This is a genomic window from Saprospiraceae bacterium (genome assembly GCA_016712145.1).
Lineage (GTDB): Bacteria > Bacteroidota > Bacteroidia > Chitinophagales > Saprospiraceae > Vicinibacter.
On sequence record JADJRO010000003.1, the window covers coordinates 18,126 to 42,331 of the forward strand.

Sequence of the window (24,206 nt, forward strand, 5' to 3'; positions counted from 1 at the left end):
CCTTACATTTGGAAATACGGCCATTATAGTATATATTTGTTTAATGCGTTATTTAAATTTGACCAGATAGCAGGACGTTTACCTTTGATTTTACACCTACAAAATTTCAGCACATGAAATATGGATTCATTCTATTCCTGCTCATCAGCATTCCATTCGAACTCTTTTGCCAAACCTGTATCAAGGGAGATTGTAAAAATGGTTTTGGCTCTTGCTATTACAGCAATGGCGGGCGATACACCGGTGAATTCCAGTTGGCAAAACGCACTGGAAAAGGAATCTATTATTATGCCAATCAAAATAAATACCTGGGGGAATGGCGCAATGATTTACGGGAAGGGGAAGGCAAACTCATCTTCCGGAATGGGGATGTATACAGCGGAAATTTTAAAGCTGATAAAATGGAAGGCTATGGCGTCATGGAGTTTGGTTCTAAAGACCGATATGATGGCAACTGGAAACTCAATAAACCAAGTGGAAAAGGGACCTACTATTTTGCCGCAGGAGACCGGTATGAAGGTGATTTTGTTGATGCCCGCTTTGAAGGGGAAGGAACCATGTTTTACAGAAATGGTGCTAAATACGTTGGACAATGGAAACAAAGTAAAAAACATGGCTACGGAGAATTTATCACCAAAGAAGGGAAAAGCATTGTAGCCCAATGGGAAGCTGACAAGTCATTAAAAGTTTTGGATGAATCGCCAGCAATTGCCAAGGATGAAGTCATTGTCCAGCAAAAACCAGAGGAAACTAAAAAAGATGAAATTAGCCAGACACCTGTCATTAAAGACACAGTATTAGAATCCAAAATCAATCAACAGGAAGCTGAAAAGCCGATCGTTCAAAATGAAGCCAAGCCTCAAAATCCGGTCTGTGACCCGGAAGAAAAATTGCCAAACTGCAATACCAGTTATTGCGCGGATGGAAAAGGCATATTCTATTACAGTGACGGATCCAAATATGTTGGACAATTTGAATTGGGGGAGCCACATGGGAAAGGAATTTGTTTTTATGCTAACGGCGATCGTTACGACGGATATTGGGATAAACATGCTCCACATGGAGAAGGAACCATGTATTTCGTTTCAGGATTGACGTATGTTGCATTATGGGATCATGGCAAAGTTCAAAAACAATTGTCCCGAAAGCAAGAATTTCGATTAAATCCAAACATAGAAATAGATCAGAATCCGGAAGTAAAAATATGGGCGGTAGTGGTAGGGATTGCGCGGTACGAACACATGCCCAGTTTAAAATATTCCGATGACGATGCGTATCGAATTTATGCCTTTTTAAAAAGTCCGGAAGGAGGTGCACTTAAAGACGAGCAGATTCGGGTTTTGATCGATGAAGATGCGACCCGTTTAAAAATTTTACAAGCACTGAATGAGGTGTTTTTAAAAGCGGATGACAATGATGTAGTGATGTTGTATTATTCAGGCCACGGACTGGAAGGAACCTTTATTCCAATCGATTACGATGGTACCAATAATTTGATTTCTCATGAAGAAATCAAAGATTTGCTGAGTCGTTCCAAAGCAAAGCATAAAATCTGCTATTTCGATGCCTGTTATTCAGGCAGTTTGCTGGCTGCTAAAGGACCCTATTCAAATTCTCTTTTATTTTTTTATGATGAACTGGATCGTACACCTGGAGGAACTGCATTTTTAATGTCATCAAAAAATAAAGAGTTTTCATTAGAAGATGGAGGATTACGGCAAGGCATTTTTTCACATTTTCTAATCAAAGGTTTGAAAGGGCAAGCGGATGTTGATGTGAATAAAACCATTACCATCAAGGAATTATTTGAATACGTTTATAAAAATGTTCGTGAATACACGGGCAATGTGCAATCACCCATGATTGCTGGCGATTACGATGAGCACATGCCGGTTGGATTTGTGAGGGCGGATTGAGGGGGGGACCGGGAAGAGGGACCATTGACCATGGGACCAAAGGACCATTTACCAAAGGGCTAAGAAGAGGGACCATTGACCATGGGACCAAAGGACTAAAAAGAGGGACCATTGACCATGGGACCAAAGGACCATTGACCGAGGGACCATTTACCAAAGGACTAAGAAGAGGGACCATTGACCATTGACCAAAGGACTAAGAAGAAGGACCATTGACCATGGGACCAAAGGACTAAGAAGAGGGACCATTGACCATGGGACCAAAGGACTATGAAGAGGGACCATTTTGACTTCTAAAAAATAATTGAATTTAATTTTTCAATTTATTGTTATTGGGTTGTTTTGTTGAAACACACTAGAGATGCCATTTAAATTTGAGAAACTTGATATATGGAAACTTTCTATAGAATATTCTTATAGTATTTATTTAATGTCTTTAAAGTTTCCAAAAGCCGAAAATTTCAATTTATCAATCCAATTTAAAAGGGCAGCTAATTCAATTTCTTTGAATATTTCAGAAGGGTCTATTGGTCAATCAAATAGAGAGCAATGTAAATTTATTAATTATTCAATTCGTTCGTTAGCAGAATGTGTAAATTGTTTATATCTAGCATTAAAGTTAGAATATATTTCAAAACCGGAATTTGATGAATTGTATAAAAATTCTGAAATTTTATTTGTCAAACTTCAAAATTTTAAAAAAGCAATTTCTGAATAATAATGGAATAGTAAAGTCATTGTTTTTACTTGCCCATTTGTCAATTGATAGCAGTCAGAGCTCGTGTACAATTATAAATGTGCCTTAGTCTATGGTCCATCGTCTATGGTCCATCGTCCATCGTCCATGGTCTATGGTCTATGGTCTATGGTCCACGGTCTATGGTCTATGGTCCATCGTCTATGGTCCATGGTCCATGGTCTATGGTCTTTGGTCCATCGTCTATGGTCCATGGTCCATGGTCTATGGTCTTTGGTCCATGGTCTATGGTCTATGGTCTATGGTCCACGGTCTATGGTCCTTCAGACAATAGTCTTTTCTAATTCCAATCTCAAAGCATGTAATTCTACCTTCCCAAAAGCTTGACTTTAAAATAAATCCCAAATTTTCCCTGTTTTTCAGTGAGTTATGAAAAAATTCGTGAAAAAAAGCAGTGAAAAGTGTGGAAAATTGACTGAAGATCTTACATTTGTGCCCGCTTTGAAAAAAGCCAGTACTAATTTAAATTCAATAAAGTGAATACACGTAGTTACGAAACGAAACACAGACGCCCGGAAGACGTCCAGCGGAAGTGGTTTGTAATTGATGCAGAGACCCTCGTTGTGGGGCGCCTTTCATCCCAGATTGCCTCCATTCTTAGAGGAAAGCATCGGGTAGATTTTACCCCTCATGTTGATTGTGGAGATTGTGTAATCGTTGTAAATGCATCCAAGGTGCGTTTTACAGGCAAGAAACTTGATGATAAAGTTTACTTAACCTATAGCGGATATCCAGGAGGTCAAAAAAGCATTACCCCAAGGCAAATGCTCGAAAAACATCCGACCCGAGTGATTGAAACAGCCGTTCGTAAAATGCTCCCTAAAAATAAATTGGGGGATGCCATGTTCAAAAAATTATTTGTTTACGAAGGTCCGGAGCATTATCATGCTGCTCAAAAACCTGAACCTTATACAATCTAAGCGATATGGAAATGATCAATGCAATAGGTAGAAGGAAAGCTGCGGTAGCCCGCGTGTACCTTACAAAAGGAACCACCAATGAGGTAATCATTAATGGCAGGGCATTAAATGAATATTTTCCAATTAAGGACATTGCACAAAAAGTAATGGATCCGATGCAAACCGTTCAATCCGAACAAAGCTATACTGTAAAAGCGGTAGTAGATGGAGGTGGATTGAAAGGGCAAGCAGAAGCATTGCGATTGGCAATATCACGAGCACTTTGTAAAATTGATGCAGAGTTTCGGGCACCATTAAAAGAAAAGAAATTTTTGACACGAGATGCCCGTGAAGTAGAACGTAAAAAATTCGGTTTACGTAAAGTATGTTGTAGTATGCAGTTTAGTAAACGTTAATTTCTTAATTTATCATTACAGAGAAAAATGGAAAAACCTAGTTATAATCAACTCCTTGATGCGAATGTACATTTTGGCCACTTACGTAAAAAGTGGAATCCTAAAATGCGTCAATATATTTTTAAAGAACACAAAGGCGTACATTTAATTGATTTAAATAGAACCGCGGAGTGTTTAGAAAAAGCCGGACAAGCATTAAAACAAATAGCCAAATCCGGAAAGAAAATTATGTTTGTCGCAACTAAAAAACAAGCCAGAGACATTGTTTCTGAAGCTGCAAGAAGTGTCAACATGCCCTTTGTAACCGAACGTTGGTTAGGTGGAATGATGACAAACTTTACAACCATTCGTCGTTCTGTTAAAAAAATGAACAACATCGAGCGAATGCTGGCAGATGGAAATGTTACCAACATTACAAAGAAGGAACGTTTGACATTAAGCCGGGAACGTGATAAAATGGAACGCGTATTGGGTGGAGTTGCTAATTTAAACAGATTGCCATCAGCCGTATTTATTGTAGATATTTTAAATGAGCATTTGGCAGTGGATGAAGCAGATCGTCTGGGCATTCGTACGTTTGCCATGGTAGATACCAACAGTGATCCAAATTTGGTTGATTTCCCAATACCAGCAAATGACGATTCTTCTAAATCTATTGAAATTATTACGCGCTATATGGTTGAAGCAATAAAGGAAGGATTGGAAGAACGCAATGCAGAAGTTAAAGAAGAAGCGAATTAATAAATAGTATACTTAATAAAAAGACAATATGAGTTTTACCTTATCAGCAGCGGATGTTAAAAATTTAAGAGATACGACCGGAGCCGGAATGATGGATTGCAAAGCAGCACTCACTGAAGCTGAAGGCGATTTTGAAAAAGCAATAGAAATTCTTCGTAAGAAAGGACAAAAATTATCTATTAAACGTGCGGATCGCGAAGCCAAAGAAGGAGTTGTAATTGCAAAAGTAAATGATTCAAAAACAAAAGGCGTTGTAGTAAAGGTGAGTTCTGAAACTGACTTTGTATCAAAAAATGAAGACTTTATAAACACCACTAAAAAAATTGCTGACATCGCATTGGCTACCTTTCCTTCAAGTCTTGAAGCCTTGCTTCAACAAAATTATGAAGGAAGTACCAGCATCGGCGATAAAGTAACCGATATGGTTGCAGCAATTGGTGAAAAAATCGAATTGTCTAACTATGAAACCCTTGAAGCAGCTCAGGTAGAATTTTATATTCACATGGGTAACAAAGCCGGTGTTTTGGTTGGTTTAAACAAGAGTGGGGATCAATTTACAGAGGCTGGCAAAGACGTTGCCATGCAAATTGCAGCCATGAAACCTATTGCATTGGATAAAACAGACGTTGACAGTGCAGTCATTGCAAAAGAAATAGAAATCGGAAAAGAACAAGCTCGTGCAGAAGGTAAACCTGAAGCCATGCTTGAAAAAATAGCACTCGGTAAATTGGAAAAATTCTACAAAGAAAGTACCCTGCTGCATCAACAATTTGTAAAAGACGGATCCCACACCATCTCGTCTTACCTGAAGTCAATTGATAAAGATTTGACTGTAACAGGGTTTAAACACGTTAAACTCGGATAGGAAGAAATTTGAAGTCTATTATAGTCTATAGTTTATAGTCTATAGTCTGTAGTCTGTAGTCTGGAGGAATGGTGCAATCTTGCAATGCCCGCCCGCCTGAGCCGAATAATTTCAAATTAATAAATAATCATCAGTCGGATCGGGCAAGCTGATTCTGACAAGAGGAGGAAAGTCTCTAGCCTCTAGCCTCTAACCTCTAGGCCTCTAGCCTCTAGCCTCTAACCTCTAACCTCTAGCCTCTAACCTCTAACCTCTAGCCTCTAGCCTATTCCTCTATCCTTCCTATTATAAATATTCTCTATATTTACTCAAACATTCAAACATGCCAAAGTATAAACGAATCCTGTTGAAACTGAGCGGGGAAGCACTGATGGGGGATCAGGCATACGGGATAGAACCACAAATGTTAAAATATTATGCAAGTCAGATTAAAATGGCGGTAAGCCATCAGATTGAATTGGCTGTGGTTATTGGTGGTGGAAATATTTTTCGGGGAATGGATGGGGAAGGATCCGGAATTGAACGGGTACAAGGTGATTATATGGGCATGTTGGCCACCTGTATCAATGGAATGGCTTTACAAAGTGCACTTGAATTAATAGGAGTTTATACCCGATTGATTACCGCCATTGAAATGCGCCAAATTGCAGAACCTTACATACGACGACGAGCGGTACGTCATCTTGAAAAAGGACGTGTAATCATTTTTGCAGCAGGTACCGGAAATCCCTATTTTACTACAGACTCCGCAGCAGCCTTGCGAGCAAGTGAATTGAATGTGGATGTCATATTAAAAGGGACCCGAGTGGATGGAATTTATGATAAGGACCCTATGAAACACACGGACGCTATAAAATTTGAACGGCTTGGATTTGATGAAGTGATCTCTCGTGGTTTGCAAGTGATGGACATGACAGCTTTTACTATGTGTAAAGAAAATCATATGCCCATTGTAGTATTTGATATCAACCAATCCAGCAATTTCGAACGGATTATTTTAGGAGAACATGTAGGTACGCTGGTCAGCTAAAAACCTTGCTCCCTTCAAGACAAATTTTTTTCTTCAAGAACCTTGGGTTTAAACCCAAGGTTCTTGAAGAAAAAAAAGTTCTTAAACTGCCTTTATTTTAGGCTCATATTAAATATTTTTAATATATAATTTACTACCTTTGCGCATTCATGATCTATTCAGTCAGCGGTAGTATTTCTGTTAAACATCCTAATTATGTCGTTATTGAAACGCAGGGTATCGGATATCAGATTTTTATTAGTCTACACACCTACAGTCAACTGGAGGGATTGCAACAAGTGAAAATGTTGACCCATTTGATTATTAAAGAAGATGGGCATCATTTGTTTGGATTTATAACAGAAGAAGAGCGACAATTATTTATTTTATTAATATCAGTAAATGGGGTGGGTCCTAATACTGCCAGGTTGATCCTGTCGTCTTTAGATCCATCGGGAATAAAATCAGCAATCCATTTAAAAGATGATGCGGTATTTCGTAAAATCAAAGGGGTCGGCCCCAAAACGGCCCAGCGGATCATCATTGATTTATTTGATAAATTAGGAAAGGACCTGATTGTAGGGACTTCACATCCGGTTCAGGCCGGAAATCAGGTAAAATCTGAGGCCATTTCAGCACTTTTGGCCTTAGGTTTTAACCGGAACGCAATCGATCAGGCTTTTAAACTAATTCCCGAAGCCTCTCAGGCAGATATCGCCATTGAAGTTCTGATAAAATTGGCTTTAAAAAAATTATCCTGAAGTCTTGTAAAACATACCTTTGCGCCAATTTCTTCGTTATAGTCTGGCGGTTTTTTCTATAAAATACTTGAAATCTCTTATGTTAAGTGCGGAACGTACACTCATCTTATTGTTTTTCCTGATTTTTTTACAGTGCCAGCTTTTGGCAGGTGGTCACGCTGTACCTAACTGGGATGAAGTCGTTTATTCGACTTCAGCAGATACCGTTCCACTAAAGGATCGTTCAGGAAATTTTGTCCAGAATCCTAAAGACAATCCATTTGATCTGAAAGATCCAAAAGTAGTTGAACAAAAAATTGAATACGATCCGGAATCTGGAGAATACAAAGTGACTGAAAAAATTGGTGACGAACATTACCGTCCTTCCAGCAATCTCAGTTTTACAGAATTCATGAATTTTAAAGCACGGCAACTGGATCGGGAATACATGAAAAATCTTGCAGGGATCAGTACGACAAGACGCAATACAGAAGGAATTATTGATCCAATCACGAAATTGAATTTAAAGAAAAATCTGGCAGACAAATTATTTGGTGGATTTGGAATTGATATCAAGCCACAAGGTTCGATTGGATTTACTTTAGGAGCGAATTATTCGTTTACGGATAACCCTCAGATTCCTGAAAGACAAAAGAGACAATTAACACCCGATTTTGATATGGATATCCGGATGGATGTAACCGGAAACATTGGCGATAAATTAAAATTAAATACAAATTACGATACCAAAGCTGCATTTGATTTTGAGAATAAATTAAAGTTGGCTTACGATTCAGAAAAATTTTCTGAAGATGACATCATTAAAAAAATTGAAGCGGGAAATGTGAGTTTGCCATTACGAACCAATTTAATTCAAGGCAGTCAAAATTTATTTGGTTTTAAAACAGATTGGCAATTTGGTTATCTCCGTTTAACCGGTTTGGTTTCTCAACAAAAATCTAAACAAGAAAGCATTCAAACAAAAGGCGGAGGTGTCTATCAGGAATATGAAGTTCGCCCGGATCAATATGATGAAAATCGACATTTCTTTTTAAGTCATTACAATCGCAACAGTTACGAAACGGCACTGGCAAATTTACCGGAGATCAACAGCCAATTCAAAATTAAAAACATAGAAGTCTGGTTAACAGAGGATGCACAAAACAGCCGGGAAACAGAATTAAGAGATATTGTCGCATTAAATGATTTGGGAGTTTCTGAATTGGAACTTTTTGATATGGATCCAACGCAAGCGCAGACTTATTTACCGGGTCGTGCAGTGTCTCGTGATAAAGGAGGTGCATTTGTTCCATCCAATACTTCCAATACCCTGCTCGATCGGATTCTTTCTAATGATGAAGCACGAGATTTAAATAAAGTAGTGCGTTATCTTTCAGATCCTGCTGGTTTAAATTTAAAACAAGGACGCGATTTTGAAAAAGTACGCGCAAAACGTTTAAGTCCTAATGAATATAATTACAATGCTGAATTGGTTTTTATTTCATTGCGAGTCAGACCACGGCCCAATCAGGTTTTAGCAGTGTCTTATCAATATTTACAAAATGGTAGAGAAATTGATCCACGGACCGGTGCAGTTTATAAAGTAGGGGAAATGAGTTCTGATGTTAAATCAGATTCATTGAGTTATAAAGTCATTTTTGTAAAGATGTTAAAATCATCCGGACAACGGACGGATTTACCTTCCTACAAATTAATGATGAAGAATGTTTATCCAACCGGTGGGTTCAATTTAAATCAGGAAGATTTTACCATGGATATATTTTATGAAGACCAGGATGGTATTTCAAAAAGATATATTCAGGAAATCGAAGGATATCCATTATTGAATTTATTCAATTTGGATTTTTTAAATAAGACCAATGATCCACAACCAGATGGAGTTTTTGATTTTGTCAGCGGACAAACTGTAATTCCTGCCAGTGGTGCTGTCATTTTTCCAGTACTTGAACCATTTGGTGCTTCATTAAAAAAATTATTGGCTAAAGTCATCACAGATCCCAATCAACTGGATGCGGTCTTTAATAAATATAAGTATACCGAGCTGTATGATACCTCAATTACTGCAGCACGTCGGGAATTAAAATCAAATCAGTTTTTAATAAAAGGAACTTACAAAAGTGGAAAATCAAATGAAATTCCACTAAATACGTTCAACCTGGATCCCAATGCCCGAATCATTGTTAGTGCGGGTTCTCTTACTTTAAATGAGGGTTCTGATTATATCGTTGACCGCAATTTGGGTAAAGTAACCATCCTCAATGAGGCCTTATTACAATCGGGAGTGCCCATCAGCGTGAAGTTTGAAGACAATGCTTTATTTAGTTTTCAGACTAAAACCATGATCGGATTGCGCGCAGAATATTCCAAGCGAAAAGATTTATCTTTTGGTGCAACCTATATGCACTTATTTGAAAAGCCATTTACAGAAAAAGTAAATATTGGTGAAGATCCAATCAACAATCGAATCGTTGGATTGGATTTTAATGTCAAACAAAAAGCACCCTGGTTAACGAGGGCTTTGGATAAATTGCCTTTGTATTCAACCAAAGAACCTTCTACCTGGACGGCACAAGCTGAAGCGGCTGCTTTGATACCAGGCCACTCTAAAGCCATCAATCAACAAGGAAGTGAAGGGGGCGTCGTTTACATCGATGATTTTGAAGGGAGTTCATCCGGAATTGGATTGGGCTTTAATGTATCACAATGGATTTTAGCAAGTGCACCCCAGGGATTAAGTGACCCTGCATTTTTTGGAACCGGCATTTATGATAATCCTATCAGCAATGCCAATCGCGCTTTGTTGAGTTGGTATCGGATTGATGATTATGCACGGGTGGATAGCCGGAATCTTTCGAATTCATACACCCGATTGGTAGATGAGACTGAAATTTTTCCAACGAAACAAAGGCCTTTGGGATTTAGTACGGAGTTGACCTTTGATATGACCTATTATCCAAGAGAAAAAGGACCCTATAATTTTGATGTCGCAGGTGGACTTACTGCTACGGATCCAAAGCAGGGTAGCATTACCACAGGAGGGATTGATCCAGACAATAATTTATTGCAACCGGAAACCCGATGGGGCGGTTTAATGACCCGTTTAAATACGGTAGATTTTGAAGCCAATAATGTGGAATATATCGATTTCTGGATGCTCAATCCGTTTTTGGAAAAAGCAGACCCCAATGATCCTGTAACCGGAAATGGAAGAATCTATTTACAGTTAGGTACATTTTCTGAAGATATTTTAAAAGACGGTAAGCAACAATTTGAACATGGATTGCCCACTAAAACAATTCCTCTTAGAACCGATGTCAGTGTATTTGGAAATATTTCAAGAGTGCCTCCGATTACCAGCAGTTTTGATGTCAATGATAGAGAACAACAAGATTTAGGGTACGACGGATTAAATAGTGAGTCGGATCAATTGGCAAAAGAAGAATTGACTTTTTTTAAAGATTATCTCGATAAACAAAAAGCCTATCTCAATCCCCAGGCATTGCAGAAAGTAGTGTTAGATCCATCCAATGACAATTATGTATCGTATCGATCCAATACTTTTACCGGAAACGAAACGGTTTTGGATAAATACAAACGGTACAATATGCCAGAAGGGAATGGACAAATTGAAACGGGGAATGCACAATCAACAGCTTATACAGGTTATCCTGATCAGGAAGATTTGAATTACGATAAATCCCTCAATGAAATTGAATCGTATTACAATTATGAAATACCCTTAACACGTACAGCAGACAATAAAATTTATTTTGATCCGTCGGATCCTAAAAATTATGTTACCGATACCGTAATTGTAAGACCACCAAATTCAAATAATGTGGAAGAAGTCTGGTATCGTTTTCGCATTCCGGTAAAATCAGGTACTGCTGTGGGTGAGATCAAAGATTTTCGTTCTATTCAATCCATGCGAATGCTGTATACCGGTTTTGATCAGACGGTTACTTTTCGTTTTATCAAATTTCAATTGGGTAGAAACTCCTGGAGGAAGTACAAAGATTTTTGTGCCGTAGGACAAGATGATGGCAATAAAAGTTTAATTCTTGATAAAGTAGATATTGAAGAAAACTCCGGCAAAACACCGTTTAATTATACGACACCTCCTGGAATTCAGCGGGAGCGTTTTTACAGCACCCAATATGCCGACATTCAACAAAATGAGTCCTCCTTATTGCTTCGAAAAGAAGGTTTATTGGCTGGCTGCGAAAATTCCATCTATAAAATTATTGATTTGGATATTCGTAAATACAAACGCATCAAAATGTTTGTGCATGGAGAATCCATTAAATCGAAAAACACAGACAGTGTGTGTGTATTCATGCGCTTAGGAAAAGATTTTACTAACAACTACTACGAATACGAAATCCCTTTGCGATATTCCAATGAAGCTTTTTTTAATATCCGGGATTCCATATGGCCCAAAGACGATGAATTTGATTTTCCATTGCAATTGTTATTGGATTTAAAAAACAAACGAAATAATGATCCCAATGCATCCTTAAACAGCTTGTATGAAATTCCAGATCCAGAAAAACCAGGAAACCGAGTCCGAATTATTGGAAATCCAACCATTGGATTGGTGCGTGGCGTTCAATTGGGATTTAAAAACAAAGGAGGAGAAGATATCGAAGATTTGGAAGTATGGTTGAATGAATTGCGATTGACCGGTTTGGAAGAAAAAGGAGGATTGGCAGCACAAGCTCGTGCTGAATTGCAATTGGCAGATTTAGGCAATTTAAGTTTGGCAGGAAATTATTCAAGTGTAGGCTGGGGAGGCATCGATCAAAAGCTTGATCAACGTGCCAGAGACAATACCAAACAGTTTGATGGAACCATGAATATTTCTCTGGATAAATTTTTACCGGAAAAAGTGGGTGTTCGTTTGCCTTTAGCACTCCAACTATCAAAGACCATTCGGACACCGGAGTATGATCCCAATAACACCGATTTAAAACTGAAGGATCAAATAAAAGCTGCATCCAGTAAACAGAAAAAAGATTCGATTAAAGATTTAGCAGTTGATTATTCAGACATCAAAAGTTTTGCTTTAAACAACATTCGAAGGGAACGAAGAGGCACCAGCAAACCCAAGCCCTGGAATATTGAAAACTTTTCTGTGAGTTATGCGCAGTCTGTTTCAAACAAACACAATCCGGTTATTGCAGAAGATAAATTGAAATCACAGCAAGGTGGGGTGGATTATAATTTTTCACTGACTCCAAAATACATTGAGCCATTGAAAAAAGTTATTAAGAATCCCAATTTAAAATTCTTATCGGAAATTAATTTCAATTTTATTCCAAATTCATTTTCTGTTAGAAATGCTCTGGATCGAAAAGCTTCCACAAGAGTGTATCGATTTGCAGCACCTAAATACAGTACCTGGGAAGATCGAAAATTTTCATGGAACAGAGATTATACGTTGACCTGGGATTTTACAAGATCCCTTAAGTTTAATTTTAGTGCACGCAATGAAGCAGCAGTAGATGAAATCACTTTCAATCCGCTACGTCAAGCGCATGTAAACCCGATAACCGGACAGGCAGTAGATGCATCTCAACGCGGTAAATTTGTGCGGGAGAATCTTGCTAATTTTGGACGAAACAAAGATTACAAGCATAATTTTACTTTGGCGTATGCAGTGCCGACAAGACTTTTTCCGTATTTGGATTTTGTAACCATTCGTACGCAATACACAGCCAATTACAATTGGGCAGCAGGTTCATTAAACAGCATTGATTCGTTGGGTTCTGTAATCAGCAATGGCCAAACCATCAGTTTGACCAATGAGTTTAATTTCACAACCTTGTACGGTAAGTCCAAATTTCTAAAAAAATATTCAGGAGAAGGGGTTTCTTCCGGAAGATTCAGACCGGCAAACAAATCTCGTGAAAATGCAAAACCCGAGGAGACCGAAAAGGGTTCAAAAAATAAAAAGGAAAAATCCGAAAGAGTTAATCCATTGATCAAAGTTGCTGTAACACCATTGATCATGTTAAAACGAGTGCAATTAAATTTTAGTCAAAACAAGGCTACTACCATTCCAGGATTTATGGAACGACCTGAAATTTTAGGAATGAATGGAGGATTTGCAGCTCCAGGCTGGGATTTTATTACTGGAAAGCAACCTGATTTTGGAAAAAATGGTTGGTTGGATCGCATCGCTGAAAAAGGTTGGATCTCTGCTAACTGTTATTTTAATAAAGAAATGCTTCAGAAGAAATCAAATACGATTGGAGCTAAATTAAAAATTGAGCCTGTTCGCGATTTTAATATTGACTTAAACATTGATCGAAATTTTACCAGGGATCATGCTGAAACTTTTAAACTAGATTCGGTATTTGGAACGATGGATATGGCATTTCAGCATTTCACGCCTTTTGAAAATGGACAATACACAATATCGTATGTTTCGTTGCAAACCATTTTTGAAAAAGACATTGACAAGGTATTCAAACGATTCAGTGATAACCGACCCATTATCTCAAAACGCGTTGCCGATCGTTATGGAATAAAAAATGTCAGTCCGTTTAATCCGGAATATTCTGATGGATTTCAAGGGGATCACATCGACGTCGTAACACCTGCATTTTTAGCAGCCTATACCGGGCAAGATCCAAACTCATTTAATTTGGATTTGTTTAAAACCATTCCATTGCCAAACTGGCAGGTTAATTACAGTGGTTTGTCCCGATTGCCTAAATTGAAAGATATCTTTCAGGATTTATCCATCCGGCATGGTTATAAAAATACGCTCACGATCAATTCATTTAGAACCAATTTGGATTACCGTACCAATACCAATGAATTGCCAATAAGTCGCCGAGGCAATGAGTTGAAAGCGTCCTATCATTCAAAATACGAAGTTCCTGAAATGGTAATCAACGAACAATTTGCACCTCTAATTGGAGTCAATGTAAAAACCAAATCCGGAATCGAATTGGGCTTGGATTTAAATAAAAACAGAAATTTAAAATTGCAGAATGGCATTGAAGGACAGCTCTTGGAAACAAAGGCTACTAATTATACCATTAAAGCGGGATATACCATTAAAGATTATTATATCAGCTGGATCCCAGGCATGAAAGCACTCAACAAAGGGGTCAAGATTCCGAAGAAAAAGAAAAAGTCTAAAAAAACGGAAGAACAACAGGCAGCAAATGCACCAAAAGGCAATGACCTGGAGTCTACTTTTGATTTTGGAATTAATGATAACATTACAAAAATTCACAGATTGGATAATAATATTCCAAGTCAAACTACGGCTGGAGCAAAACAGATAAGTTTTACACCCGCTGTTAAATATAGCCTGAATAAAAATTTGAATGTGCGCTTATTCTGCGATTACCGAAAGACGATACCGTATATTCAAAATCAATTTAAGGATGTTCGGATTAATGGTGGCTTGACCATCTTGTATACCTTGAATTAGCATAGACTGCTAATTTCTTGATGGGTTTAATTTAGAAAAATATAATTTTTCCTGGCTTATTTTTCTTAAACTTTAGTATTACTGAAAGGTCTTACTTAAAAGTTTATTATGAAAAAGCTAATCTTTAATTTCGGTATTTGTTTCAATTTATTACTGGCTTTTAATTTAAAAGCAGAAATCAATCCGGAACCAGGCATTGCAATGATTCCATTTTGGTTTGCAGATCATGATCATTTTATTTTGCAGGAAGCAAAATTGATGCAATCGAAATCAATGATTAAAGAACATATCAAATTTGGAGTTGCTCAAGTATCAATTTACCCGGTGCCAGCAACAGATTTTATAAAGATCAAGACCGATGATTTCAACCAGTATCAGTTATTTGATGAAAAAGGAGTTGTGTACCGAAAAGGTTGGATTGATGAATGTGAAACCATAGAACGCAATGCGCTTCCAACTGGTGTTTACTTTTTAAAATTGTCAAATATTTTAGGAGAAGTGTATTATCACAGAGTAATTTTTAATTAAGAGAATAATTGCTGTTTAAATAGGCTATGAGAATCCTTTAAATTGTAGCAACCCGTTTTCATGCCAAATTCCTAAACCATGGGTTTAAACCCATGGTTTAGGAACTTGGTATGAAAACTAATCAAACGATCACTCGGAGTGACTTCATTTAGTAAGGTTTCAATTGCTTAAAAACTTAAATGATATCAAAACGAGACATTGAATTAAGACCCTAAATTTGTATTCATTTGAATATTAAATCTATTTCAAGTATTCTGAATAAGCTTTGGTTATATGCATTCAGTGTATATACCTTTGCAAGTTCATGAACATCTTTTCCACACTTGAAACTTTAGCTTCAAAGAAAATCCTGATTTTGGATGGTGCTATGGGATCTTTGATCCAACAATACCAATTACAGGAAGCAGATTTTCGAAATGAACGCTTGGCGGATCACCCCAATGATTTAAAGGGCAATAATGATTTATTGTCTATTACTCGTCCTGATGTAATTAAGCAGATCCATTTGGATTATTTAAAATCAGGCTCAGATATCATTGAAACCAATACATTTAGCGCAAATGCCTTGTCGCAAGCAGACTATGCATTGGAAAGTTGGGTGTATGATATCAATTTTCAGTCTGCTAAAATTGCTAAAGAAGCTGTACTCGAATTTCAAAAGACAGATCCATCAAGCCCTCGTTTTGTTGCAGGCGCCTTAGGGCCAACCAATCGGACGGCAAGTTTAAGTCCAGATGTGAATCGTCCTGCATTCCGCGCAGTAAATTTTGATCAGTTAAAAGAAGCGTATTATACACAAGCCAAAGGATTGCTTGAAGGGGGTGTTGATATTTTTTTAGTTGAGACCATTTTTGATACACTGAATGGCAAAGCAGCATTATATGCTATCGATGAATTGTTTGAAGAAATTGGTTATGCGATTCCATTGATGGTATCCGGGACCATAACCGATGCAAGTGGACGTACCTTGTCAGGTCAAACGGTAGAAGCTTTTCTGGCTTCAATGTCTCACTTGCCCATGTTTTCAATCGGTTTAAATTGTGCATTGGGAGCAAAAGAACTCAGGCCTTATCTTGAAACCTTGAGTAAACGAGCCGATTGTCGGGTGAGTGCGTATCCTAATGCCGGTTTGCCAAATGAATTGGGTGGTTATGATCAATCGGCTGCTGAAATGCAAGCATTTATGTTGGATTTTGCAGAGCAGGGCTATGTAAATATTATTGGTGGATGTTGTGGAACTACTCCAGAACATATCCGTTTAATGGCCCAAGCGGTTCAATCAATTGAACCCAGAAAAATTCCCTGTGGTTCCGCTTATACTACATTATCTGGATTGGAGTTGCTGGAGTTTCGCCCTGAACTAAATTTTGTAAATGTTGGTGAACGAACCAATGTCACAGGTTCAAAGAAATTTGCACAGCTTATACTCAATAATCAATTTGATGAAGCCATTTCAGTAGCGCGCCAACAAGTTGAGTCGGGGGCACAGATTATTGACATCAATATGGATGAGGGCTTATTGGATGGGGAAAAAGCCATGACGGAATACATCAATATGATTAGTTCGGAACCGGATATTATCAGAGTTCCGGTAATGGTAGATTCTTCAAAGTGGCATGTGATTGAAGCCGGATTGAAATGTTTGCAAGGCAAGTCCGTTGTCAATTCCATTTCTTTAAAAGAAGGGGAAGAAAAATTTATTGAACAAGCAAAAAAAGTAAGACGCTATGGTGCTGCGGTGGTCGTTATGGCATTTGATGAAGCAGGTCAGGCGGATACCATTGAGCGCAAAGTAAGTATTTGTAAACGTGCTTATGATTTGTTGATAAATAAAGTTGGCTTTAAATCGCGAGACATCATTTTTGATCCAAATATTTTTGCAGTTGCAACGGGTATAGAAGAACACAATGTATATGCGATTAATTTTATCGAGGCAACCAAGCAAATCAAACAACTATGTCCTGGCGTTAAAATCAGTGGAGGCGTAAGCAATCTCTCATTTTCATTTCGTGGAAATGAAACCGTTCGGCATGCAATGCATACTGCATTTTTATATCATGCGATTCATGCAGGGATGGATATGGGTATCGTCAATGCAGGGCAAATGGAGGTGTACGATGAAATCCCTAAGGAACTGCTAGAGCTGGTTGAGGATGTATTATTTAATCGTCGCAGCGATGCAACAGAACGATTGACAGACTTTGCAGAACAAGTTAAAATAAAAGTTAAAAGTAAAATACCCATAATTCAAGATGAATGGAGAACGAAGTCGGTTGAAGACCGTTTGAAACATGCTTTGGTTAAAGGGATTACAGATTTTATTATTGAAGATACGGAAGAAGCCAGATTAAAATTTACAAAACCATTGCATGTCATTGAAGGACCTTTGATGGCCGGAATGAATGAAGTGGGTGATTTATTTGGTTCTGGTAAAATGTTTTTACCCCAGGTCGTTAAAAGCGCACGGGTAATGAAACAATCCGTTGCTTACTTAACTCCTTTTTTAGAGCAGGATAAAACTGAAGCTGCAAAAGCAAAAGGTAAAATTGTACTTGCTACTGTAAAAGGGGATGTGCATGATATTGGCAAAAATATAGTAGGAGTTGTATTGGCATGCAATAATTACGAAATCAGCGATATGGGTGTCATGGTTTCATGTGAAAAAATATTGCAACACGCGAAAGATATTAATGCAGATGTAATTGGATTAAGTGGTTTAATTACACCTTCCCTGGATGAAATGGTCCATGTAGCAATGGAAATGAAGAAAAACAAGATTACACTACCTCTATTAATTGGTGGGGCTACTACTTCAAAATTACATACGGCCTTAAAAATTGAACCACAATACGATTTTCCTGTGGTCCATGTGCTCGATGCATCAAGAGCTGTCTCAGTGGTTAGTAATTTATTGACCGATAACACGGAAGTTAGAAATCAATTTTTAAGTAATTTAAAAGAGGACTACGAGCGAGTTCGGATTCAAAGACAACAACGCCAGAAATTTAAAGAATTGTTGAGTTTAACAGAAGCTCAGGCCAATAAATTTAAAATAGATTGGGATCATACCTACTTTAATCCACCGCAGCAAACAGGCATTCGTGTTTTCGAATCGGTGGATACCGAACTTTTGAAATCCTTTATTGATTGGACTCCATTTTTCCAAACCTGGGAACTAGCTGGAAAATATCCAGCAATTTTGACAGATCCAATTGTTGGGAATGAAGCAAGCAAATTATTTGAGGATGCACTTGGATTGCTTGATGAATTAATAACTAAAAAATTATTGACAGCGAAGGCGGTAATTGGAATTTTTCCGGCGCATTCATCTGGAGATGATATTATACTCTATGAGGATGAATCGTGCGCTGTCGAAAAACTCAGACTGCATCATTTGCGACAGCAAATTAAAAAAACAGCGGGTCAAGCTAACTTTTGTTTGTCCGATTATATTTCACCTGTTGGTTCAGCCCATTGCGATTTCATAGGCGCATTCGCTGTTTCTGCAGGATTTGGTGTTGATGAACTGGTGAAGCAGTATGAACAAGTACATGATGACTACCATGCTATTTTAGTCAAAGCTCTTGCGGATCGATTGGCAGAGGCATTGGCAGAATACATGCATCAGTTAGTGCGTACGGAGATCTGGGCTTATGCGCCATCAGAACATTTTACCAATGACGAGTTGATTAAAGAAAGTTATACCGGCATCCGTCCGGCTCCGGGATATCCTGCATGTCCGGATCATACTGAAAAACAAACACTTTGGAATCTACTGGAAGTCGAACGTTTTATTGGATTGCAATTAACAGAAAGTATGGCAATGTTTCCGACAGCTGCTGTGAGTGGTTGGTATTTTTCACATCCGGATGCTAAGTATTTTGCAATAAGTGAAATTGGAGATGACCAATTACAGGATTATGCTAAACGAAAAGGATGGGATGAAGCAATTGCAACGAAATGGTTAAGTCCATTATTACCTTAATAGGGTTTATTTGAATTTACAATTTGTATATATATGAACCGATACATGAATTTTCGAATTTTTATTTTATTCATAGCAATTGGATTTCTATCATCCTGCGCCATTTTTCAAAAGAAGAATGCTTTAAACAACCAAGCATTTCCACCAGATGAAACGGTGTCATTAATTATTCTTCAGGTAAATGATTTTTATGAAATCGCTGCATTGGATAACGGTCAAGTAGGAGGTGCTGCAAGAATTGCAAGCGTCAGAAAAAAACTGCTGCAGGAAAATCCGAATGTATTAACTGTAATGGCTGGTGATTTTTTAAGCCCTTCATTAATAGGTACACTTAAGTGGGAAGGAGAGCGTATCAAAGGAAAGCAAATGGTTGATGTTATGAATTTGGTTGGATTTGATTTGGTAACTTTTGGAAATCATGAATTTGATATCGATGAGGCGTCTCTTCAAAAGCGAATTAATGAGTCAAGTTTTGAATGGGTTTCAAGCAATGTCCAGCAGGTAGTCAATGAAACGAAGCAACCATTTTACAAAGAGGTTAACGGACATAAAACAGCCATTCCTGAAATCCGAATATTACCATTTTCTAATAAAAATGGAGCCATATTAAAAATTGGAATTGTTGCACCATGTTTACCTGCGAATAAAGTAAATTTTGTTAATTATAAGGATGTCTTTCAAAGTGTTTCAATGGCTTTGACTTCATTGTCAAATACTACCGATCTGCAAATCGCATTGAGCCATTTAAATATGGAGGATGATATAAAAATGGCAAAATTAAATCCAGCATTGGACTTAATTATGGGCGGTCATGAACATGAAAACATGAAGCACCAAATAGGACCTACGGTATTGACTAAGGCCGATGCAAATGCTAAATCTGTGTATGTCCATAGAATTTCATACAATGTGACATCAAAAAAATCCAGTATTATATCAAGTTTGGTAAAGTTAGATGAAAGCATAGTACCAGATGCTGAAGTTGCTCAATTGGTCAGCAAATGGAAGGGTATAGAAAATAAAGTAATCAGGGAAATGGGATTTGATCCGGATGAAGAGTTGGTTAGCTTGCATGAACCCTATGATGCAAGAGAATTAACCTTGCGAAATAAGCCGGCTGCTTTTTGTGAAATGATCAGTAAAGCCATGTTGGTTTCCACAAAGAAGAAAGCAGATGCAGCCATCATGAATTCCGGAAGTGTGCGGGTGGATGATATGCTGAGTGGAAAATTAAGTCAGTATGATATTTTAAGAGCATTGCCTTATGGTGGAAGTATAGTAGAACTGGATATTACCGGAGCGCTATTAAAAAAAGTGTTAGATATCGGCTGGGCCAATCAGGGTTCGGGTGGATATCTTCAATGGGCTCAAATCGGCAGAACCAAGAATGCTGAGTGGTTGATACATGGAGAAGTTCTTAATAGTCAAAAGAGCTATCATATAGCAGTCAATGATTTTTTATTGACCGGCTTAGAAAAAAATCTCGATTTTCTTACACCAAAGAATCCAGAAATTACAAATGTTAGCCAAATCAGCACCTACCTTGCAACGGATTTGCGCAAGGATGTTCGACTAGCAGTCATTGATTATTTAAAAAAAGGAGGCCGCTAAGGAATTCGGAAATTAGGAGGAGACTTATTACTTTTGTCAAAACGAATACAAATGGAAAACTCAAAATTTAATTATCGGTTTACCGCAGTCTTGCTGTTTTTGTCTGCCATTATGGTCAATGCCGGCTACTTGATGCGACCGGTTCAATTGCAGGATGCGTTTAATCTTGCTTCCTTACTGACTGCACATGACAACCAAACACTTTTTATTTGGTCCTTTAGAGTCCTTGTTTTTGGAGTCTTTTTAGGTATCATGGGATTATTTTCTTTAGGCAGTTTATTGCGAATTTCACCCTCTCATCCGATTGTCAACCCAGGAATTATCGTTTGTTGCCTTGCATTGTTTGTAGGTACAACAGCAGAAGCTTATTTTATGCATATGGGAGCATGGGCTGGATGGAAAGCTTCAACACTTGCAGCAGCTGAACAGGAACCTTTTGTTAAAACATTAGAAGTTACTTATGAGTGGGTTTTATGTCTTAGAAGAATGGGATATATGTTTTTCTGCCTTGGATTTTTACCAATGGGCATTGGAATTTTAAGAGATACATTTTTACCAAAAGGATTAGGATATTTTGCAATTATTTTTGGCGCTGCCGGGATTACAATTATGTTGATTTGGGATTCCAGCACGGCGTTTTATGAATACGTTCGCTATGCATATACTTTATTTTTTGCTATAATAGCAGGATTGCTTTGGCGAAAATAAAAAATTTACAATGGAAGTATTCCTATTAGATTATACTTTCACAATTTGCACATCATCTATTTAGATTTTTTGTATCCTAATTTGGTGTTCGCAAGTAGTTGATTGACTATTAAATTATAGTTTTTTAATTAGATGAAATTCAAGTTTCTTTCTGTTTGTTTTTTATTTAATTTATTAGCTATAGAGGCTCAGGTTCATATTGGACCAGGTCAGACCTATTCAAGCATTCAATTGGCAGTAAATAATAATGCTGTAAAACCAGGAGATACGGTTTATTTGCATGCAGGAAACTATGCAGCGTATCAGTTAATTTCAAATCTAAATGGGAATTCAACAAATTGGATTACGATTACCAGATTTCATAATGATTCTATCGAGATTTCAGGCGGATGGCAATTTGTAAGTTGTACATATCTGCATTTTACAAATTTGAACTTTAGAGCCAACGTAAATTTTCCAGGTAGATTATTTAGCATTGATAATGGGGGATCATGTGCAACACAATCTAAATTTATTCGGGTAGATCATTGTTCCTTTTCAAATGTTACTGCTAGCTCCGCCACCGTAGCTTTTAAATTTGCAGGAGTGGATCTGTTTGAAGTGAGTAACAATACATTTAAAGATATTCCGGCTTGTGAAGCCATGTCATTCAATACCTGTCATCAAGGTTTGATTCGAGGCAATCGATTTGAAAATTGTTTAAGTGGTGGGCACATAAAAGGGGGTTCATCAGATATCACGATGATGCAGAATTTATTTATTAATGCATCCAAAGCTCCATGGGTTGCTTATGAATTAGGCGGAGACACTGGAGCTGCTTTTTATTGTCCTGGTGATACCTTTGAAGTTAGAGATATCAATTTTTTCTCTAATATTATAGTTAATTCATATAGAGGGTTGGCACTTTCGTCTGCTAAACATTGTAAGGTAATTAATAATACATTTTACAATTGCGAGCAGGCAACGATGCGTTTTTTAACAACGAGCTCCTTATATCCTGCATTATCGGATAATTTTGTTGAGAATAATATTTTTTCTTTTGGTTCAACAGCGTATTTTAATGGCGGAGTCCAATTTAAAACTGCTGTAAATTTTAGTAACAATATTTATTACAGTATTTTAAGTGCAGTTTTCAATGGACCGTATTGGGATACTCCGGAATTGGATTTAATTAAAGATCGGAATCCAAAAAATTTCGGGGCAACTACGGCGATGTTTGTAGATGGATTCAAACATGATTTTAATTTAATTAAACAAAGCCCAGCAATTGCTTCAGGAAAGCATCAATCAGATCCGGTGTTCGATTTTTTTGGCAAACCATTTTCTGGAGCTGCACGATCGATTGGTGCCATTGAATATGATGAAATTACAATAGAAGGTAAACTGGGGCCTACTTTGATACAAATTTATCCAAATCCTGTAGTAGATCGAGTTTATATTAAAGGGATTGAAGGGTCGGAATTTGTGCGGGTAGAAATTATAGATTTACAGGGTAATCTGGCATTCGAAACATCAGCGATTGCTACATTTTTACAACAGGGCATCTTATTATTAAAATCTAAATCGGATTACTTATATTAGAACAAAGCAATATGAAATTTGCATTGGACTAAAAAGAAAACCCTGCCACATAAATATGCAAGCAGGGTTTTTACTTGTTAAATTATTTATTTCAAGTTATTTCAATGATAATTTATGAAATTTGAAATAAGCAATTTATTTTTCAGGAGCAGAACTTACATTCATATCCCGTACACAGACGTATTTACCATCTCGTTTTTGAAAATAAGACATGTAATGTCCTTTTTTTACTTCAGCCCCGGCAGGATTCATAACGGTCCATGAACCGATTTCTATAGCTGTGTTTCCTTCTGCAAACAGATCAACCACTTTATACACATTGTAATTTCCTGTGGTGTCTTTAGCAATTCCTTTTGCAATTTTATCTTTAATGGCAGCTTTCCCAGATGCAGGCTCTTCGTTTCGACTATAACTTACAGCGTCATCACTGTAATACGCCACCACCGCATCAGCATCTTTTGCTTTTTCAGCAGCAGCAAATGCATCTTCCATTTTTTGAATTTCAACTTTTAATTGATTCATATCAATTGCTTTTGGTGGTTCAACCGGTGCAGCGCATGAAGTTAAAAGTAAGGTAAGCATACCTAATAAGGCATAAATTTGATTTTTCATAAATATTGATTTGTTTAAAGTTTTGTGCAATATAAGTATATTTTGATCCAATAGTGCATTTATGCTGATTTCTTCAATTGTTTAATGAAGTTTTAAATATTGAATCAAACCATGGAGTGAAACCAAAGTCCAGCAAGCTTCCAGTATAATAAATGGAAAATAATTTAGTAATATTGAAGCAAAACAGGCTAAGCCCGCACCTCCAATATTTAGTAATAAATAGCTTAGACTTTCTTTTTGAATTATGCCTTTCAGGTTCATAAAAAAGGCAGCAAGCAATAAACTTACACCTATGAATCCAATCCAATCTGTCAGGTTCATTAAATTTAAATTAAATTACATTTCAAAAAAAAAGAAACTATTCAAA

The 24,206-nt window shown here is 37.3% G+C and carries 17 protein-coding genes; 15 read left to right on the forward strand and 2 right to left on the reverse strand.

Annotated elements, in window-relative coordinates; translation table 11 throughout:
• Positions 1 to 113 precede the first annotated feature (113 nt).
• From IPK91_12625 to IPK91_12695, 15 genes are all read left to right on the forward strand, one after another.
• On the forward strand, positions 114 to 1,916 hold the full coding sequence (locus IPK91_12625) for a caspase family protein (protein ID MBK8298095.1): 1,803 nt from the start codon (positions 114 to 116) through the stop codon (positions 1,914 to 1,916).
• Positions 1,913 to 2,104 carry a hypothetical protein gene (locus IPK91_12630; GenBank protein MBK8298096.1) on the forward strand — a complete coding sequence of 64 codons (192 nt, stop codon included), beginning with the start codon at positions 1,913 to 1,915 and terminating at the stop codon, positions 2,102 to 2,104. Before IPK91_12625 ends, IPK91_12630 begins: the two co-directional genes overlap by 4 nt.
• A 173-nt stretch (positions 2,105 to 2,277) precedes the next feature.
• The gene (locus IPK91_12635; protein ID MBK8298097.1) at positions 2,278 to 2,634 is read left to right on the forward strand and encodes a four helix bundle protein; all 357 of its coding nucleotides are present in this window, start codon (positions 2,278 to 2,280) and stop codon (positions 2,632 to 2,634) included.
• Positions 2,635 to 3,149: 515 nt separating this feature from the next.
• The gene (rplM, locus tag IPK91_12640; protein ID MBK8298098.1) at positions 3,150 to 3,593 is read left to right on the forward strand and encodes a 50S ribosomal protein L13; all 444 of its coding nucleotides are present in this window, start codon (positions 3,150 to 3,152) and stop codon (positions 3,591 to 3,593) included.
• A gap of 5 nt (positions 3,594 to 3,598) precedes the next feature.
• Positions 3,599 to 3,988: a 30S ribosomal protein S9 gene (gene rpsI, locus IPK91_12645; protein ID MBK8298099.1), complete on the forward strand. Its 390-nt coding sequence runs from the start codon at positions 3,599 to 3,601 to the stop codon at positions 3,986 to 3,988.
• Between the two features lie 27 nt (positions 3,989 to 4,015).
• Entirely contained in the window at positions 4,016 to 4,729 is a 714-nt protein-coding gene (gene rpsB / locus IPK91_12650) for a 30S ribosomal protein S2 (protein ID MBK8298100.1), read from the forward strand.
• Between the two features lie 28 nt (positions 4,730 to 4,757).
• The gene (locus IPK91_12655) at positions 4,758 to 5,594 is read left to right on the forward strand and encodes an elongation factor Ts (GenBank protein MBK8298101.1); all 837 of its coding nucleotides are present in this window, start codon (positions 4,758 to 4,760) and stop codon (positions 5,592 to 5,594) included.
• A 322-nt stretch (positions 5,595 to 5,916) separates the two neighbouring features.
• Positions 5,917 to 6,624, forward strand: a complete 708-nt coding sequence (locus tag IPK91_12660) for a UMP kinase (protein ID MBK8298102.1) — start codon at positions 5,917 to 5,919, stop codon at positions 6,622 to 6,624.
• 149 nt (positions 6,625 to 6,773) lie between these two features.
• Entirely contained in the window at positions 6,774 to 7,364 is a 591-nt protein-coding gene (ruvA, locus tag IPK91_12665) for a Holliday junction branch migration protein RuvA (protein ID MBK8298103.1), read from the forward strand.
• Between the two features lie 67 nt (positions 7,365 to 7,431).
• The gene (gene sprA, locus IPK91_12670) at positions 7,432 to 14,814 is read left to right on the forward strand and encodes a cell surface protein SprA (GenBank protein ID MBK8298104.1); all 7,383 of its coding nucleotides are present in this window, start codon (positions 7,432 to 7,434) and stop codon (positions 14,812 to 14,814) included.
• 108 nt (positions 14,815 to 14,922) lie between these two features.
• A complete protein-coding gene (locus IPK91_12675; protein MBK8298105.1) occupies positions 14,923 to 15,342 on the forward strand; it encodes a T9SS type A sorting domain-containing protein in 420 nt (139 codons plus the stop codon).
• A gap of 304 nt (positions 15,343 to 15,646) precedes the next feature.
• Positions 15,647 to 19,327 carry a methionine synthase gene (gene metH / locus IPK91_12680; protein MBK8298106.1) on the forward strand — a complete coding sequence of 1,227 codons (3,681 nt, stop codon included), beginning with the start codon at positions 15,647 to 15,649 and terminating at the stop codon, positions 19,325 to 19,327.
• A 45-nt stretch (positions 19,328 to 19,372) separates the two neighbouring features.
• Entirely contained in the window at positions 19,373 to 20,938 is a 1,566-nt protein-coding gene (locus tag IPK91_12685; GenBank protein MBK8298107.1) for a bifunctional metallophosphatase/5'-nucleotidase, read from the forward strand.
• A 51-nt stretch (positions 20,939 to 20,989) separates the two neighbouring features.
• Positions 20,990 to 21,646, forward strand: a complete 657-nt coding sequence (locus IPK91_12690; protein ID MBK8298108.1) for a hypothetical protein — start codon at positions 20,990 to 20,992, stop codon at positions 21,644 to 21,646.
• 132 nt (positions 21,647 to 21,778) lie between these two features.
• Positions 21,779 to 23,227, forward strand: coding sequence for a hypothetical protein (locus tag IPK91_12695; protein ID MBK8298109.1), 1,449 nt, complete (start codon positions 21,779 to 21,781; stop codon positions 23,225 to 23,227).
• Positions 23,228 to 23,362: 135 nt separating this feature from the next.
• Here IPK91_12695 and IPK91_12700 read toward each other — a convergent pair whose 3' ends face one another.
• Both IPK91_12700 and IPK91_12705 read right to left on the reverse strand, forming a co-directional pair.
• On the reverse strand, positions 23,363 to 23,839 hold the full coding sequence (locus IPK91_12700) for a nuclear transport factor 2 family protein (protein ID MBK8298110.1): 477 nt from the start codon (positions 23,837 to 23,839) through the stop codon (positions 23,363 to 23,365).
• Positions 23,840 to 23,920: 81 nt separating this feature from the next.
• Positions 23,921 to 24,160, reverse strand: coding sequence for a hypothetical protein (locus tag IPK91_12705; GenBank protein MBK8298111.1), 240 nt, complete (start codon positions 24,158 to 24,160; stop codon positions 23,921 to 23,923).
• Positions 24,161 to 24,206: the final 46 nt, after the last annotated feature.